Origin of the sequence: Candidatus Chlorohelix allophototropha (genome assembly GCF_030389965.1) — a bacterium.
GTDB lineage: Bacteria > Chloroflexota > Chloroflexia > Chloroheliales > Chloroheliaceae > Chlorohelix > Chlorohelix allophototropha.
Window position 1 is genome coordinate 2,719,276 of the sequence record NZ_CP128399.1, and the last position, 15,808, is coordinate 2,735,083.

Annotated in this window: 14 protein-coding genes; 3 read left to right on the forward strand and 11 right to left on the reverse strand. The window is 47.7% G+C overall.

Annotation, left to right across the window (positions count from 1 at the left end):
• A complete protein-coding gene (locus tag OZ401_RS11905; protein ID WP_341468461.1) occupies positions 1-933 on the forward strand; it encodes a glucosaminidase domain-containing protein in 933 nt (310 codons plus the stop codon).
• Between the two features lie 36 nt (positions 934-969).
• Positions 970-3,348, forward strand: coding sequence for a hypothetical protein (locus OZ401_RS11910; protein ID WP_341468462.1), 2,379 nt, complete (start codon positions 970-972; stop codon positions 3,346-3,348).
• Here the strand turns inward: OZ401_RS11910 and prmA are convergent.
• The 8 genes from prmA to OZ401_RS11950 form a co-directional block, all read right to left on the reverse strand.
• Complete coding sequence (gene prmA, locus OZ401_RS11915; RefSeq protein WP_341468463.1) at positions 3,345-4,367, reverse strand: 50S ribosomal protein L11 methyltransferase; 1,023 nt, start codon at positions 4,365-4,367, stop codon at positions 3,345-3,347. The two genes, OZ401_RS11910 and prmA, sit on opposite strands and share 4 nt — an antisense overlap.
• Positions 4,364-5,131 (reverse strand): alpha/beta hydrolase, encoded by a 768-nt coding sequence (locus OZ401_RS11920; RefSeq protein ID WP_341468464.1) that lies wholly within the window; start codon positions 5,129-5,131, stop codon positions 4,364-4,366. Before OZ401_RS11920 ends, prmA begins: the two co-directional genes overlap by 4 nt.
• A 12-nt stretch (positions 5,132-5,143) precedes the next feature.
• Complete coding sequence (locus OZ401_RS11925) at positions 5,144-6,703, reverse strand: undecaprenyl-phosphate glucose phosphotransferase (protein ID WP_341468465.1); 1,560 nt, start codon at positions 6,701-6,703, stop codon at positions 5,144-5,146.
• Between the two features lie 17 nt (positions 6,704-6,720).
• A complete protein-coding gene (locus tag OZ401_RS11930; RefSeq protein ID WP_341468466.1) occupies positions 6,721-7,755 on the reverse strand; it encodes a glycosyltransferase family 2 protein in 1,035 nt (344 codons plus the stop codon).
• Between the two features lie 153 nt (positions 7,756-7,908).
• Positions 7,909-9,078 (reverse strand): pyridoxal phosphate-dependent aminotransferase, encoded by a 1,170-nt coding sequence (locus OZ401_RS11935; protein WP_341468467.1) that lies wholly within the window; start codon positions 9,076-9,078, stop codon positions 7,909-7,911.
• Between the two features lie 98 nt (positions 9,079-9,176).
• Positions 9,177-10,442, reverse strand: coding sequence for an ABC transporter substrate-binding protein (locus OZ401_RS11940; RefSeq protein ID WP_341468468.1), 1,266 nt, complete (start codon positions 10,440-10,442; stop codon positions 9,177-9,179).
• A 70-nt stretch (positions 10,443-10,512) separates the two neighbouring features.
• Positions 10,513-11,322, reverse strand: coding sequence for an ABC transporter ATP-binding protein (locus tag OZ401_RS11945; RefSeq protein ID WP_341468469.1), 810 nt, complete (start codon positions 11,320-11,322; stop codon positions 10,513-10,515).
• Between the two features lie 18 nt (positions 11,323-11,340).
• Positions 11,341-12,681 carry an ABC transporter permease gene (locus OZ401_RS11950; RefSeq protein ID WP_341468470.1) on the reverse strand — a complete coding sequence of 447 codons (1,341 nt, stop codon included), beginning with the start codon at positions 12,679-12,681 and terminating at the stop codon, positions 11,341-11,343.
• Between the two features lie 221 nt (positions 12,682-12,902).
• Here OZ401_RS11950 and OZ401_RS11955 point away from each other — a divergent pair, with 221 nt between their 5' ends.
• A complete protein-coding gene (locus tag OZ401_RS11955; RefSeq protein WP_341468471.1) occupies positions 12,903-13,454 on the forward strand; it encodes a macro domain-containing protein in 552 nt (183 codons plus the stop codon).
• Between the two features lie 15 nt (positions 13,455-13,469).
• Here the strand turns inward: OZ401_RS11955 and OZ401_RS11960 are convergent, their stop codons facing one another.
• The 3 genes from OZ401_RS11960 to OZ401_RS11970 form a co-directional block, all read right to left on the reverse strand.
• Positions 13,470-14,129 (reverse strand): NUDIX hydrolase, encoded by a 660-nt coding sequence (locus tag OZ401_RS11960; RefSeq protein ID WP_341468472.1) that lies wholly within the window; start codon positions 14,127-14,129, stop codon positions 13,470-13,472.
• A gap of 12 nt (positions 14,130-14,141) precedes the next feature.
• Positions 14,142-14,558, reverse strand: coding sequence for an acyl-CoA thioesterase (locus tag OZ401_RS11965; protein ID WP_341468473.1), 417 nt, complete (start codon positions 14,556-14,558; stop codon positions 14,142-14,144).
• Between the two features lie 91 nt (positions 14,559-14,649).
• The gene (locus OZ401_RS11970; RefSeq protein ID WP_341468474.1) at positions 14,650-15,804 is read right to left on the reverse strand and encodes a pyridoxal phosphate-dependent aminotransferase; all 1,155 of its coding nucleotides are present in this window, start codon (positions 15,802-15,804) and stop codon (positions 14,650-14,652) included.
• Positions 15,805-15,808: the final 4 nt, after the last annotated feature.

The following is a 15,808-nucleotide window of genomic DNA, read 5'->3' on the forward strand; positions in this document are numbered from 1 at the left end:
GTGGGGCGAGAAGCTACAGCCAGAACATGGGATTACTGGGATGACGAAGAACAAGATTACAAACCCCGGCACGTTGAGAGAAAAAGACCTCCCGCTATCCGTCCGGCAAGTATCAAAGTCATTTACCAGCCTGAACTATTCAAAGTAGCTCCAAAGGGGAGCTACACTTATGAGGAAACATTACAAGCACAACCGTATACTCGCCAATGGGCACAATATGAAATAAATGAGACATTACATTCAGCAGCTTTTACCAGCCCTAAACAAGCCTCGCTCCAAAGCAGCTTTCATGAGCTAAAAGCTCTGGTGGTTAACCTATACCAAACCATGCCTTACCGTAAATCATTAGGCTGGGTTTTTACAATAGGATTGGGGTTATTTTTGGTAGTAAGCTTTTTTGGCTGGATTCAGAACGCCACCGCGAAAGCGCCCCGTTACACTACTTTTGGTCAAAGCAGTGTTGGGCAAATTACTAGCCAAAACGCAACAGGCGCGATTTTAGGCGCACCTAGTATCAGCCCTGAAAAGATTGATTCGGTGCTTGGAAACTACAAATCCCCGGCAACCGGAATGGGACGAACTATGTACGACTTGGGTATCAAGTATGGTATCGATCCGGCATATGCGCTTGCTTTCTTCATCCACGAAAGCTCAGCCGGGACACAAGGAATTGCTACTGTAACCAAATCCATCGGCAACATTCGCGTCACGCCCGGTTATGAGAATTATCAAGGTTTTCGCAAGTATCCGGGATGGGATGCAGGTATTGAGGATTGGTACAAGCTGATAAAAAACCTGTATGTGGACGGCTGGGGATTGAATACTGTTGAGAAAATTGTTCCGGTTTATGCGCCTGCTGCCGATAATAATAACCCTGCCGCCTATATCAAGCATGTAAACAACCTAGTGGCGCAATGGCGTTCCGGGAGTTAGCCAAAATAACCCGATAACCTTAACTGAGTATAGTTTATGATTTTTGCGAAGCCACAACCAAAACGTGATTTGCCCATCCATAGCCCCGGATTTCTCAAAGTTCGCCCGGTTCTGAATCCGGGAGGTGAAGAGAGATTCGGGGTAATTGAGCTTTCTCAGGATTGTGCCCCATACGTTTTCTTTTCTGAAAAGAAAAAAACAAAAGGGGTAAAAACTCTGACCGGGGGATTGCGCTTGTCAGGTTCGCGCCTGAACTTGGGACTAACTGATGAAAGAGAAGAGGCTGATTTTTGGCACAAGCTGACTGCCTCATTACCTGAAGGGATAGCAGCTCAGTATATTTTACGCCGTAAGCCGGGAAGCCTCAAAAGCCATTATGAGCAGTTGCGAGAACAAGTATTACAACGCCTGAATGATGAAGAATCGGCTTATTTATTTCTGGAAGATTATCTGGAAAATCTGATATACCCTGTCGAGGAAGCCGGCTTAACCGATCAGGAATTTTACTTACTGATCGGTGCGCCTAGTGAAGAAGCAATGGCGGAGCAACTTGCCTTGCTCTTTACCAACTTGCCATGTGATGCTACCCCGCTTTGTGCTGATGATCTTCAAAAACTTCTAAACGAATACGGCACTAATCTCGAACCAGCCTGTAATAAGGATTACCTACAAACCACCGATATCCGCGCTTATTGGACGCTAGTCGCGCCACCCCCTTCGATAGAGGGAGGATGGACGCGCCCGATTCTGGAAAATGAGACGCTAGCAAATGCGCGCTTCGATATTGTGGGACATATTACACCCGGCAAACCCGACGCTGCCTTGAGAACCGTATTGGAAAAAAGAAGTGCAGCCTTATTGGAAATGCTGGAAAGTGCAGAAAATGTTGGTACTAAAAATGCAAGCCGTGAGTTGAGCGAACAACTACACGAAGTAAATAAACGGCTTGCCACGCTAGAAGATCAAGGTCAACGTTTTTACGAGGTTAGCCTATGCTTTTCGCTATATACCGATTCTGAACACTTTGCCGAGCAAGTCGAAAACTTTGAAATAGCTTTGCTGGAGGCACATCTCACCCCACGCCGGGTATGCGGGGAGAGTGGGTTGGAATTGGCGTGGCGCGATTGTGCGCCGATTAATCTATCCCAACTGGCGCGTCCATTTGTAGTGGGCGAACATCCTGCTGTTGAGCAAGTACGTCAGAATGTACCTACCGCCGGTAAGTTGCTACAACTCGCCACTTCCGGTTCTAGCGTTGAATGTACCACGCTGGCAGGGTACAGCCGAACAGGTGAAGCATTTTACCTGAAACCTGATTCTAAATTAAGCCTCTTTCTATTAGGTGAAAAAGATACCCGTTATTACGAGGCTGCCCACAATATGACGCAATATTTAATGGCGATGCGTTTCCTGCAAGGGCAGAAATTTTGCGTTTTTGATCCTTCTGGAAAATGGCTGGTTACTGCCCGGCAATTGGGCGGTTTAAAGACATGGCAACGCCCTCACCAATTTGTCGATTTGTTATCCGCCAACCCTGAAAAACTTCAGACGCTCGCTCAAATCGAAAAATGGATTGAATATACCGGGTGTTTTTTGAGCGAACTGCTTGGACTAAAAGGAGACGTTGGACTGGAATCGCTGTTACTTGGAGCGGTGGTAGCCCAACAATATGAGAATATTGCGCTAACCCCTGTATCGCTGTGGGAACGCGCCCTTGTCGATAATAATGAAATACTGGCAGAAGCGCTTTCACGGTTGGTACTGGATGGAGATTTAGCATGGCTCTTTGCAGTTCCCACCGAACAAATCCAACCTAATGAACCATTGCTGGTGTTCGGCTTTGAACCGGATGAGATTAAGGTTCTCCCCGAAACTACGCGCCGAGCAATAATGACACGGGTTTTTACAGAAATAGCAGGACGGCTGCCCGACCATATTAGCATAGTAAGTGAAGCCGATTGGCTATTACAAGACAAAGCCTTTGCCGGGAGTCTTTTTAAAACAATAAAACATGGTCAAAAGATTTGGGCGATTGCCGATAATTGTGAGGAACTGCTAGTTGGAGCAAACGGGACAGGGCGGTGGTTACTTGAACAGGCGCAAATGCACTTGTTTTTCAGGCAGGAAGGGGCAGGGCTTATCGGAATAGCCCGCCGCCTTAACCTGCCCGCGCGTGGTGTGAAAGCTATTCGCGAACTGGCAGCAGGCGCAGCGATTGTAAGGCAAATTGAGAATGAACAGGTTAACTTGAGCGCGTTTGAACCACTACCCGGAGATTATATCGGCAGGCTTTCCGGTAAAAAGGCTACGCGCACTCCCGAAAAATTACCTGAGTTTATCCGCACCGAGCTTGAAAAGCTCTTTACCCCTAAAAAAGTTGCCCCGTTATTGCTTAAAGCCAGACTCGGTGCTTAAGCGGTTTTCTCTGCCAGCAACGCCACCCAATCGTTTTCGCTGCGGCGTTCCAATATCTTCAGCCCTACCTGTTCAAATGCCTGAACTACTTCCGTTTCTTTCTCGGAAATAATACCGCTTACAATCAGCTTCCCACCCGGCTTTAACGCCAGCGCAAAGGCGTTAGCCAGCGCCCCAAGCACTCGCGCGATAATATTAGCCAGCACCACATCGTAAGGCGCGTTGGTTATCAAGGCTTCCGGTACGCGCTGCGCATCCTCTGGGAAACTGTAAAAGCCGCCGCTAGCGATACTTTTCTCCACTGCCAGCGAACCAGCCACCACTATTACGCGCTCTTCCAAACCGTTGCGAGAAACATTTTCAGCGGCAGATTGTACCGCTACCGGGTCGGTATCAACCCCAATTGTTAAGGTTGCGCCTAATTTCGCGGCAGCAATAGCCAATATCCCGCTACCTGTTCCGACATCGAGAGCTTTAATGCGCTCATCACCCTTTTGCGCTAATAGCAAGGGAATTTGTTCTTCAGCCAGCAAAAGGCAAAGACGGGTGGTAGGGTGCAAGCCCGTTCCAAAAGCCATACCGGGGTCTATTTCCACCACTATATCATCCGCTTCCGGGACATACGGCTGCCACGGTGGTTTGATTACGGTGCGTTTTCCCAACCGATGCACCTGATAGTATTGTTTCCAAGCATTAGCCCAATCTTCCTCGCGCTTCTCGGCTACCTGCAAAGCCTCTATGTGCAACATTCGCCCCAGATACCACAAACCTTCTCTCAGTTTTTGAACCTGCGCTTGTTGTTCTTCGGAATTTTCAGGGCTAAGCGGCAGATAGGTGCGCACCGTCACCAAACCTTCGGGGTCAATCTCCGCACCACCATCGGGACCGGGTTTTATTGGCTCTTCGATAACCACCCCTTGATTGTAACCATAGCGTGTAAAAAGTTCGGTAATGGCTTCCACTGCTTCTGCTTCCGCCACTACCGCTAATTCAAGCCAACTTGAGGCTGTATCGTTCATGCTTTTTGTTTTTGTCCTAACTCGCTTGCAGCACGGTCGTGCAATTTAGCCACAAATTTTTCAATTTCGTCCAGCACTTCCGTTTTTTCGCCATCCCGCAGCATTTCATGACCGCTACGGTAAAACCATTTCAAGGTTTTTTCTGTGCTACCAAGATTATCGTATAACCATTGCTGAATTTTGGGGTCGATGGTGCGGTCTTTCTGGGTAGCAATCACCAGCGTGGGGATTTTAATTTGCGCCATCAAATTGGGCTTGCGCATCCGTTGCTGGTAGCGATAAAGTTGTAACGCCGCGTGGGTAGGAATCCATTTATAGTTCTGATTGGTCTTTAGCATGTCCGGGTCACAGTAATCGGCGGGATTGAATTGGAAAACTATCTTTTTCTGGAAACGCGCCAGCAATGGCAGCAGATTCGTACGCGGGTCAGAATATTTTAATGCAGCAACGATAGTCACCAAACCAGCCAATTGCTCTTGATAGGCAAGTGTTAGGTCAAGCAAAACAACGCCGCCCATCGAAAGCCCTATAATTACAACCTTATCCGCCACCTGTAACAGCTCTTTCAAGGCTTTTTCCGCATCGGCGTACCAATCTTGCCAACTAACCTCTTGCAAGTCTTCAGGCTTGGACATATGACCCCGCAGCACCGGCATTCGGTAAGGAATACCCAGTTTCTCTAAGCGGTCAACAACCGGGTCGATGCAATTTATATGTGAGCTTAAACCGTGCAGTAGCAAGCAGCCAAGCGACGCTTTTTGCATAATCTATTTCTCCTAATACGCATTTTTATCCGTAAAAATCACTATCAAAGTTTTTAGCATTATCTTAATGTCGAATAGAATTGACCAGTTTTCTACATAGTACAAGTCGTAGCGAATACGCTCTTCAATAGAGGTATCCCCACGCAAACCGTTTACCTGCGCCCACCCTGTTATACCCGCCTTTTCTTTGTGGCGACGGCTATAACGAGGGTAGGTTTGGCTAAATTCTTCTACCTTGAAAACCTGCTCCGGTCGTGGTCCTACGATACTCATATCACCGATTAGCACATTTATAAACTGAGGCATTTCATCTAGGCTAAAACGGCGCATAAATGTGCCTATTTTGGTACGGCGTGGGTCATTCTTGACAGTCCAGCCCGGTCCGGTTTTTTCGGAACTAGCACGCATCGAGCGAAACTTCAACACAGTAAAAGGCTTGCCATCCAACCCTACGCGCTCTTGCGTGTATAAAACCGGTCCTTTAGGGTCGGTAACTTTTATTAGTAATGCCTGCAAAAGCAGCAAGGGTGAGGAAAAAATCAGTATCAAAGCGCTGATAGCAACATCCATTGCACGCTTAATGAAACGATTTACGCCACGCAAGGAAGAATCTTTTACGCTCAAAAGCGGGAGACCGGTAAGCTCACCGATAGCGCCATCGTCAGTTGTAATCAATTGGAACGCATCGGGATATATCCAAATGTTTACCGGCAAATCTTCGCATTTATCTACAAAGCCTAAGAGGCTATCCTGTGAAGCTCCACTTATAGCAATGATAACCTCGTCAACATGGTAACGAGGCACAACCTCACGCAAATCGTTTAGCTTACCAACTATCTGCAAGTTTTTGCTAATATTTTCTAACAGGTCATCCGATAGCACACCAACAACCCGATAGCCCAAACCGGGAGATTCGGCTACCTTACGAGCAATCCGCTCGGCTACCTCACCGCTTCCAACCAGCAATAATCTTATTTGAGTTACACCTTTACGGCGTAGGAAACCAAGAACTGCGCCAAAAATAAAACGCGCTAGAGTAGTAAATACTATTATAAAAACCAGCGAGTAAAGCAAAATCTGGCGCGAGTATTGAAAACTACCGCCCAAAATCACTGAATTTAAAGCAATAGCCAGAATTATCCCAAGGGTAACGGCAGCGCAAATGCGGTAGAACTCATCTATACGGCTGTATCCTCGTTTGAGACGGTATAGCCGTCGGTAGTAGAAGCCAATCAAAACAGTGGCTACACTTACCGGCAAAATAACTGCATAATTTGTAGGAGAATAAGTGATTAGCGGGCCACCAAAAGGTACTTTGGCACGAAGCCCGTAGGCTGCCACAAAACCTAACGTAATCATCGCTATATCAAGTATGACCAAAGTAATAAAACCGAAGATTTGGGCGAAGTCTCCAGCGAGCTTATGATATTTGGTAAGAGTAACCAAATCAGTGTCCCCCGAAGAAGCATCGGCAGCAGCAGATAAACCTGTGAGCAGTGTATTTGCCGGGAGGACAGGTGGTGCCTCTAAACCGGCAGAAGGAATATTTTTGGTTGATTTTTGACTACTCAAGATTTGCCACTGATATATCAGGATACGCGACGTTGTTTTTTAGGGCGAAAATAATTAATTGCCAAGGTAAGCCCGGCTTTGCCCCAAATGCCGCCATATATAAGCCAGTTAAGTAAAAAGAAGGTTTGATTGGCGTAATGCTTACGGTAAAAAACATCCATTGCATGGTAGAAATTAATGATTGCCCCGGCAGGACGCTGTTTACTACTTTCACCCTTCAGGTGCAGCACAGTAGCAGCGGGGTTGTAGAAGATTTTCCAGCCTTTTTTCTTTATCCGCAAAGCCCAATCCAAATCTTCACCGTACATAAAAAACTTCTCGTCAAGGTAGCCGACCTGTGCCAACGCTTCAGCTCTCACCAGCATAAATGCGCCACATACGCTATCCACTTCATATAACTTATCAGGGTCTAAGTAGGTTAGGTTGTAACGTGCAAACAGGCGGTTTTTAGGAAATAGCTTGCTTAATCCGGTCATACGCCAGAAAGAAATTTCAGGAGTGGGAAAACTGCGGCGGCAAGCCAAATCTAGTTTTCCATTAGCGCGCACCAGTTTCGGACCAACTGCGCCAGCCAGCGGGTTAGACTGCATAAAATCGTACATGATTTGCAGCGCATCGGGTGGCAATACGGTATCAGGATTTAACAACAAAACGTAATGTGCTTGGGGACAACAGCCTGAACCGGGATTATAACTGTCAAGGGTTGCACCAGCGAACAACGGGCAAACCTGTCGCAAAGCTAGGTTGTTCCCGAAGGCGAAACCACCGTTTTCTTGGCTGGCAATTAAATGCAGGTTAGGATATTTATTCTCGAACTCGCGCCTGACCATCTCTGCGCTATCGTCTTGTGAGCCGTTATCCACTACATAAACCCGGTAATCGAAGTTGCAATGGCTGGCGAAAATAGAGTTAAGACAATCGCGCAAGAGCACAGGGGTTTTATAATTAACAATAATAATATCGAGGTCGGTTACAAACTTTCCCGTTTCATTTTTAGGAGCGAGGTCGGTCGCAGCTACCCTCTGCGTGGCGCTTAGTTCTGATTCAGGCAATTTTCACCCTTTGTACCAGATTTACATTAATGCAGCCTAAATTATCTTGACGATGGGATTATAGCAAAATCCGGGGTGGTTGGAAATAGCTGCATAAAGCCTGATTGGGGAGGCGTAATTAACCATAACTCCCCAGACAGGCAGACGCAATTTTTAACGGGGCTGCAACTTACTCAATAATTCGGCGGCAAGATCGAGCGTTTCAGGCTTCTTACAGAAAGTAAAGCGTACTTTGCTTTTACCAAATTCCGGGTGACGGTAGAAGCTGCTGCCCGGTACTGACCCCACCCCAATCTCGTCCACCAAATAGCGCGCAAAAGTCATATCATCGGGAAAACCGAAGCGGCTTATGTCGGTCATAATGTAGTATGCCCCGTTGGGCTTATAAACCTCGAAACCAGCTTTTTCCAGAATACCAACCATTTTGTTGCGCTTTTCCAGATACATATTTTGCAAATCATGATAATAACTGTCTGGGAAAGCCAGCGCAGTAGCAGCGCCCTCCTGCAAAGGAGCAGCCGCACCTACTGTAAGAAAGTCGTGAACCTTGCGAATGGCAGATGAGATATGTGGCGGCGCGATTAACCAGCCAATACGCCATCCGGTTGCGCTATAGGTTTTGGAAAGCCCGCTGATAGTAATCGTATGGTCGTACATACCGGGTAGGGTAGCAAGGCTGACATGCTCGCCTTCGTACACCATATGCTCGTAAATTTCATCGGTAATCGCCACCACGTTCCATTTCTGGCACAACGCACCGATAAATTCCAATTCGGCACGGTTGAACACTTTCCCGGTTGGGTTGTTGGGTGTATTAATAATAATAGCGCGAGTTTTATTGTTAAAGGCAGCCGTCAGTTCATCCTCATCGAAATGCCAATCCGGTTCATGCAAGGTAACGAAACGCGGTTGTGCGCCGGAGAGAATCGCATCCGGACCATAGTTCTCATAGAAAGGCTCGAATACAATAACCTCATCGCCGGGGTCAACTACTGCCAGCATGGCTGCCATCATCGCTTCGGTTGCGCCACATGCCACCGTTATTTCGCGTTCTGGGTCGGGATGAAAACCGCTAAACTTTGCTACTTTTGCCGCAATCGCATGGCGCAGCGATTTAGAACCCCATGTGATGGCATACTGGTTTATATCGGCGTGAATAGCGCGACTGGCAGCCTCTTTCATCGCGGAGGGCGCGGGGAAATCCGGGAAGCCCTGTGCCAAATTAACGCCGGGCTTATCGCCCCTTGCCAGAAAAATACGAGTCATCTCCCGAATAACCGACTCAGAAAACATCCCGGCTTTCTGCGAGATACGTACAGCCATAATTTCTCCAGTTCCAGAATAACAGTTGATGGTAAAAAGATAGGCATCAGGTTAAAGGGTTAAGCAAAACCCACACCTGATGCCTGATAATTCTAAACCTATTTGTTAGGCGTAATCTTGTCGTATTTGACCGAAGCTTTGCTCAGAATAGCATCGGGCAATTTGACACCCATCAACTGAGCGCCCTCAAGATTTACTACCAAACCGAAATCCTTTTCCTTTTCAATATCTACTTTGCTGGCAGCTTCGCCGTTTAGAATGCGTGAAGCCAGTTTAGCGGAAGAAACGCCGTTGTTATAGTAGTCAATGCCATAAGCCAGCGCAACCCCACGCGGACCTGAGGAGGGATCATTGGAAATAACGGGCTTCTTCTTGGCAATTGCCACCTGCACCAATGCTTCCAATTGATCTACCACCGATACGTCGGTAGTGCTGAAGAATACATCCACCTTATCGGCAATTGATTGGGCGGCTTGTTGCACTTCCTCACGCTTGCTGATAGGCGCTTCAACAATGGTCAAACCAAGACCCGGTGCTTCTTGCTTGGCAATATCGGTATTAACCGCGCTATTCTGCTCGCTAGTAGTCCAGACCAGACCAATATTCTTGGCATTTGGCGCTACTACCTTTGCATATTCAAGCGCTTCCTTAATCGGAGCAAGCGCCTGCACGCCTGTCACATTGCCATGGTCGGTAGGGGTTTTTACCACATCCTTCAATGCCACGTAAGGGTTAGTAGTAGCATTGAAAACAATCGGAGTGTTAGGGTTGGTATTGTACATATTAACCAACGCCTGTGTACCTACCGCCACAATCAGGTCGGGTTTTTCATCGCGGAACTTGTCACCGATGGTTTTCAAGCTGGGGATATCGCCGTTAGCATCACCCAAACTGTAGGTTACGTTCTTACCTTCAATAAAACCGCAAGTAGCCAAGCCCTCTTTAGTACCTTTAATAGCGTTGGAAAGCGCGGGAATGGGCGCTTGCACTGCAATGGCTATTTTGTAAGTCTTGCCATTGGTAGCAGCAGCGGTTGGCGCGGTGCAAGCCACGCTCTTGGCAGCACCACCTGCTCCGGTAGTAGCAGCAACGGCAGTGGTTGCGCTTGCGGTAGTGACTACACTGGCTGTAGTAGCGCCTGCGGTAGTGGCTGCACTCGCTGTTGTCGCACCAGCGGTGGTTGCGCCTGCGGTAGTAGCAGCGCCCGCTGTTGTCGCAGCTGCAGTGGTAGCAGCAGCGGTAGTAGTTGCGGGTACAGATGTAGCGGTATTATCACCGCAAGCCGCTAAAAAAGTGACCAGCGCAAGACTCAACGCCAAGAATAAAGAAACCCGGCGTAGGTTAAAACTAGCGAATTTTCTCAATTTCATCTCCTCCATAAATATCAGACGGGACAACCAACAATAGGTTTGGCATTAAAACCGGATGGGAAGGCTAACTTAACAACAATTCATCATCTACTATAGAGTCATCCAGCTTGCCCTTTCCGCGTAGCTCCGTAAATTTATTAATCAGGTCGGTAACGGTAAGACGGGCGCGCTCTTCACCTCTCAAATCTAAAATTATCTGCCCCTGATGCATCATCAGCGTCCGAGTTCCCATCGAAAGCGCCTGGCTCATATTATGAGTCACCATTAAAGTAGTTAAATGATAGTCACGTACCAGCTTGTTAGTTAACTGAAGCACCTGTTCGGCGGTAGCAGGGTCAAGTGCGGCTATATGCTCATCCAACAACAATACGCGGGGCTTGGTAAGAGTCGCCATCAAAAGGGTAAGCGATTGGCGTTGCCCACCTGAAAGCAAACCGACCTTGCTTTGCAAACGATCTTCTAAGCCCAAACCCAGCAATGCCAAATGTTCCCGAAAAACAGGGCGATCCTTGCGCCGTAGCCCTTGCCCCAACCCCCGCCGTTTGCCTCGCAGCAACGCAATCGCCATGTTCTGTTCTATGGACATTGAGGCGGCAGTGCCACGTAACGGGTCTTGAAATACCCGTCCGACTAACCGAGCGCGGTGATGTTCTGCCCAGCGAGTGACATCGGTATTATCTATATAAATCTTCCCCTCATCTGGTTGGAAAACGCCTGCCACCGAATTTAGCAGGGTGGATTTACCCGCCCCATTGCTACCAATAACGGTCACGAACTCGCCAACCTCCAGAGTCAGATCAATACCGCGAAGGGCTTTGATTTCGTTAACATCACCGGGGTTAAAAGTTTTGTGAATTGAGTTAAGTTCTAACATATTGTCCAATAAATGTTATCAGTGTGCCGTCAACGCTCGCAAGCCCAGATTACGCCGCAAGCTGGGAATAACTAGGGCGATTAAAACCAGCAAAGCCAGCGCAATCTGTATATCACCCGCTTCCAGCTTCACAATCAGGTTTTTGTCGAGTTCCCAATTAAAGATATAGATTGGAAGGTAATACAACAAGCTGCTCAAAAGCGCACCGACAAAAGCTCCCACAAAGATACTGGTAATGGTTATCCAGCGCGGTGTAAATTCATTCAAGGTGAGATAAGCCAGCCAGCTAACGAAAGCGACGGAAAGTAGTGTAACCAACAAGCGCAAGCCAACCGCTTGAGTCAGGGCGAGATTGAATACACCTGAGAAGATAAAGCGATATACAATCGCGCCGATTACCGCACCTGTCAAAGCAAATAAAGTGGTGCGAGGAGGCAGGAAAGTTTCGCCGATGATTACCGCCGCCACGCCTGTAACAATAATGCCCTGCCCGGCTGTTACGCTGGCGCTACGCTGATATTGCGCTACAAGCGCCCCACATAGAGCTATCATAGCGTTAGAAAGCATCAGCACCATAATTTTGGTGTTATTGGTATTTACCCCCAATGCCCGGATCATATTTTCATTATCCCCGGTAGCGCGCATGGCAAAGCCGATTTCGGTATTAATCAACCAGTTGATAAACAGCACAATCACAAGCGCAATCGCCGCCATCACGCCCATCTGCACAAAATCGCCTTCCAATGTGCCAAGCAACTTGCGTGGGTCGGGTTGCCCTAGCAGCGTGGTTGTTACCTGATCGAGAATCGTGGAAGGAGTAGAGGTTAGATTTGCAGCTAAAATACCCTGATTATTGATGGCGCGTAGGTTGATGCTGTATAAAGCCGCTGAAACCAAAATCCCGGCTAGAATACCGTTTACCTTGAAACGAGTGTGGATTATTCCGGTAGCCATACCCGCTAACGCCCCGCATAATGTCGCAACCAGCGTGGCTACCCAAGGGCTACCAAAAAAGCCTCCTTCCTGAAACCGAATAAGCGCAATAGTAACGCATCCGCCCAGCGCATAACTACCCTCGATGGTCAGGTCGGGAAAACTCAGAATCCGAAAAGTGAGATAAACACCGATAGCCACTCCCACAAAAGCAAACCCAAAGGTGAAAGCGCCGCGCCATTGTGAAACTTCGGTTTGGAGAGTCAAGTAACCGGCAAGAGCGAGAGCGCAAACCCGCAGCGACCAACTGCTTAATAAGCTTAACTGGTGGCGCGATAAGTTTGGATGTACAACAGCTTTAGAAGGAACAGGCGCTCCATCAGGTTTTTTTATGGGGGGTTCAGTGCGGGTGCGCCATGCTTTCACTTAGCAACTCACTCCTTGTTTAGCAGAAACTCAAAATAATCCACTTGTTTAACATTCAGGCAGTAGGTTATATAGCGAGTCGGGATTTTCGCATATTATAGCTTAAGGCAAAATAGCTAACAACCCGAATGCGAGCAAATTGCAGATTTAGTTGATTGAGTTCCTTGGCAACAACGCTTATTATAGACTCAGCTTAATAAAATTCAAATAGGAGGAAGCTTATGGCAGATGAATATGTGGTGGGGAAAACAAAACTTAAAATTGAACGCAGCGATATTGTAAAGGCAGGCACAGAAGCCATCGTCAATGCCGCTAATTCAGCACTAGCAGGCGGTGGTGGGGTTGACGGCGCGATACATACTGCCGCAGGTCGTGAACTTTACGAATTGACGCGCCCTTTCGGCGGCTGCCCCACTGGCAGCGCGGTAATAACGGCGTCAGGGCGTATCCCTTTGCCCACCCGTTATATCATTCATGCGGTAGGTCCGATTTATGACGAATATAGTGCGGGTGAAAGCGAGCGTTTGTTGGCGAGTGCTTACCTAAAGTCGTTGGAATTGGCGGAGGAAAATCAGCTAAAGAGTGTCGCTTTTCCCTCCATTAGCACCGGCGTTTATGGATACCCCATCCAACGTGCCGCACCGCTCGTATTGCGCACCGTTAAAGAGTATTTAGAGAAAAAGGGGGGGAACACTACGCTGGAATTGGTACTATTTGTACTGTATGGCGAAAGAGATTTAGAAATCTATCGCAATGCGCTGGCAAAACTTTGAAAATAAGCGGGTATTTTAGAGCGGATAACCACAATCGTAGTTGAGGGTGCGGCGCATTTGACGAGCATGATTGATAAGACTTTTCAGGCGAAGAGCGGGTGGAGAGAGCATTTCATCGGTCTTACCCGCTTCAAAATAATTATCAAAGAAAGCTACTTCACTCACGTCAAAATTGTTGCCGCCAGATAATAAAATGCCGCCTACGACCCGAACCAGATAAAAATGCAAAATGCCATGTACAGGTTGCCCGGTAGGCATCACTATAAAATCATCCCAAGAATCTACAAGCGGGCCAAGCTCAACCTCAAGCCCGGTTTCTTCCATAAATTCCCGCTTGAGCGCATCGGGTTGCATTTCGCCACGACCCATTGCGCCACCGGGGAAATTCCAGTAAAAACTAAGGGAGTTATTACGAACCATCAACACGCGGTCTTCTTGGTCAAAGAGCAAACCATAGACAGCGGGTCGCCAAGCTAGGCTCTGGGGTGGAAGCCAGCGCCCACCCGGTATCAGTGGGTTGGATTCCCGGCAATATACATACCTGTTACGCGGAGTCACAAGTTTGCCGGGAAGCAGATTTTTAAATTCGTGCCATGCCTCAGCTTGTAAATGATTGCGGAATACCGAATCTGAGGCACAGCGTTTGAGAACTCGCCAGTAAAAAGCTAGAGCCACTTTACCTGCATCTTATTTTGCCTTGAGAAGTTTAGCCATCTCTTCAGGAATCGAAATAGATTTAAGTTTACCGACATCATCGGGGTCTTCCATTTTTATCCAGATGCGCAATTCATAACCACTTCCTACCAGCACACCCTCTTTGAAAAGATGATGTTCCAGCTTGAAGGTCTTTTCCTTAAGATCAACTACCTCAGATTCGATATGTACAATATCATCATAACGCAAAGGTCGGATGAAGTGGCAACCACATTCGACGACAGGTTGTGCCAACCCATAATGTTCTAACAATTGGCTATGGGTAAGACCAACTGCTCTCAGTAATTCATGAGTTGCCCGGTCAAACCAGCGGAAATAGTTGGGGTAAAACACTACCCCACGAGCATCCGTATCACCAAGATCGACCCTCAATTCAATCGTATTTTTCATCGCTGTTTTCCTTTTCTGAATACTTCAGGTTCAGAACTGCCTATTAGTAACAACGGGTTATTTTCATTGCTTACCCGCCAAGTATCTAGATCTAAAATCGGTGCGAGTCGATGAAGTTGCAAATACGGGTGACACCTTCTACCAGTGCGTCCTCAGCAGTAGCTAGCGAAACACGCAAGAAACCACCTGACTCGGGACCAAATGTTGCACCCGGCGCACACGAAACCTTGTGCTCAGTAACTAGAGTGCGAGCCACATCATAGCTATCAAGTAAAGTTGTGCTAATATCAAGCATTACATAAAAAGCGCCGCTAGGCTTGTATTGGTACAAACCGCGTTGCTTTAAAATATCACATACCAGATCGCGGCGGTGGCGGTAGCTCTCGCGCATTTCCGCTACACAATCCTGCGAACCGGTTAAAGCAGTTAGAGCCGCCATTTGGTTGGGTGCTGCGGTACAACTTAGCATCGGCTCAAGACTACGCGCCAACAAACCGATAAAGGGTTGCTGCGCCACCACATAACCTACCCGCCAACCGGTCATGCTGTAGGTTTTGCTGAAGCTGTAAACCCCAATAACACGTTCCGGGTCAAACAGGGCTGCCGTAGTAGGAGCACCTTCAAAAATCAATTCTTCGTAAACTTCGTCAGAAATAACATAGAGGTCATGCTTACGGGCAAGTTCCACTATCCCCTGCACTACTTGGCTGGAATAAACCGCTCCGGTGGGATTGCTGGGATTGCAAAGCACAATCGCCTTTGTTTTGGGCGTAATCACTGCTTCTATTTCGTCCAGTTTCGGTACAAAATCGTTTTCAGCGCGGGTGGGGTAAAAAGTTGGCTTGCCGCCCACCAAGGTCACCTGATTGGCATATATAGGCCACCCGGGATCAGGCACTAATACTTCATCACCGGGGTTAACCAACGCCATAAAGATTCCCATTAATCCCGGAGTAGAACCGGGCGTTACCACCACATTATCAGCAGTAATATCTCGGTAATTATTGAGTTTTAGAACTTTTTGCAAAATAGCTTCGCGTAAGACGGGATATCCGGCAAATTGAGTATATTTAGTATGCCCCTCGCGGGCGGCTTTATTGGCAGCCTCTACAATATGCTCAGGAGTTGGAAAATTGGGTTCGCCGATTTCAAGACGGATACAACCGGGCGTTTTTACCGCCATTTCCATAATCTCGCGGATACCGCTCCGTTTCGTCTGTTGTGGTCTTGATGCAAGTTCTTTCATTTCT